This is a genomic window from Vreelandella arctica, assembly GCF_037070215.1.
Classification (GTDB): Bacteria; Pseudomonadota; Gammaproteobacteria; order Pseudomonadales; family Halomonadaceae; genus Vreelandella; species Vreelandella arctica.
The window spans coordinates 1-1455 of sequence record NZ_JBANSN010000085.1 but is presented as its reverse complement, the minus strand read 5'-3'; the positions used below and the strand labels follow the sequence as shown (position 1 = coordinate 1455).

Genomic DNA, 1455 nt, shown 5'->3' with positions numbered 1-1455 from the left:
GCTGACGAGCGGCGGACGGGTGAGTAATGCATAGGAATCTGCCCGATAGTGGGGGATAACCTGGGGAAACCCAGGCTAATACCGCATACGTCCTACGGGAGAAAGGGGGCTCCGGCTCCCGCTATTGGATGAGCCTATGTCGGATTAGCTAGTTGGTGAGGTAAAGGCTCACCAAGGCGACGATCCGTAGCTGGTCTGAGAGGATGATCAGCCACATCGGGACTGAGACACGGCCCGAACTCCTACGGGAGGCAGCAGTGGGGAATATTGGACAATGGGGGCAACCCTGATCCAGCCATGCCGCGTGTGTGAAGAAGGCCCTCGGGTTGTAAAGCACTTTCAGCGAGGAAGAACGCCTGTCGGTTAATACCCGGCAGGAAAGACATCACTCGCAGAAGAAGCACCGGCTAACTCCGTGCCAGCAGCCGCGGTAATACGGAGGGTGCAAGCGTTAATCGGAATTACTGGGCGTAAAGCGCGCGTAGGTGGCTTGATAAGCCGGTTGTGAAAGCCCCGGGCTCAACCTGGGAACGGCATCCGGAACTGTCAGGCTAGAGTGCAGGAGAGGAAGGTAGAATTCCCGGTGTAGCGGTGAAATGCGTAGAGATCGGGAGGAATACCAGTGGCGAAGGCGGCCTTCTGGACTGACACTGACACTGAGGTGCGAAAGCGTGGGTAGCAAACAGGATTAGATACCCTGGTAGTCCACGCCGTAAACGATGTCGACCAGCCGTTGGGTGCCTAGAGCACTTTGTGGCGAAGTTAACGCGATAAGTCGACCGCCTGGGGAGTACGGCCGCAAGGTTAAAACTCAAATGAATTGACGGGGGCCCGCACAAGCGGTGGAGCATGTGGTTTAATTCGATGCAACGCGAAGAACCTTACCTACCCTTGACATCTACAGAAGCCGGAAGAGATTCTGGTGTGCCTTCGGGAACTGTAAGACAGGTGCTGCATGGCTGTCGTCAGCTCGTGTTGTGAAATGTTGGGTTAAGTCCCGTAACGAGCGCAACCCTTGTCCTTATTTGCCAGCGAGTAATGTCGGGAACTCTAAGGAGACTGCCGGTGACAAACCGGAGGAAGGTGGGGACGACGTCAAGTCATCATGGCCCTTACGGGTAGGGCTACACACGTGCTACAATGGCCGGTACAAAGGGCTGCGAGCTCGCGAGAGTCAGCGAATCCCTTAAAGCCGGTCTCAGTCCGGATCGGAGTCTGCAACTCGACTCCGTGAAGTCGGAATCGCTAGTAATCGTGAATCAGAATGTCACGGTGAATACGTTCCCGGGCCTTGTACACACCGCCCGTCACACCATGGGAGTGGACTGCACCAGAAGTGGTTAGCCTAACGCAAGAGGGCGATCACCACGGTGTGGTTCATGACTGGGGTGAAGTCGTAACAAGGTAGCCGTAGGGGAACCTGCGGCTGGATCACCTCCTTAAACGATGCGTCAC

At 56.1% G+C, this 1455-nt stretch carries 1 rRNA gene; it reads left to right on the top strand.

Annotated elements, in window-relative coordinates:
- Positions 1-1442: ribosomal RNA gene (locus V8L70_RS22755) — 16S ribosomal RNA — on the top strand; the annotation flags it as partial.
- Between the last annotated feature and the right edge of the window lie 13 nt (positions 1443-1455).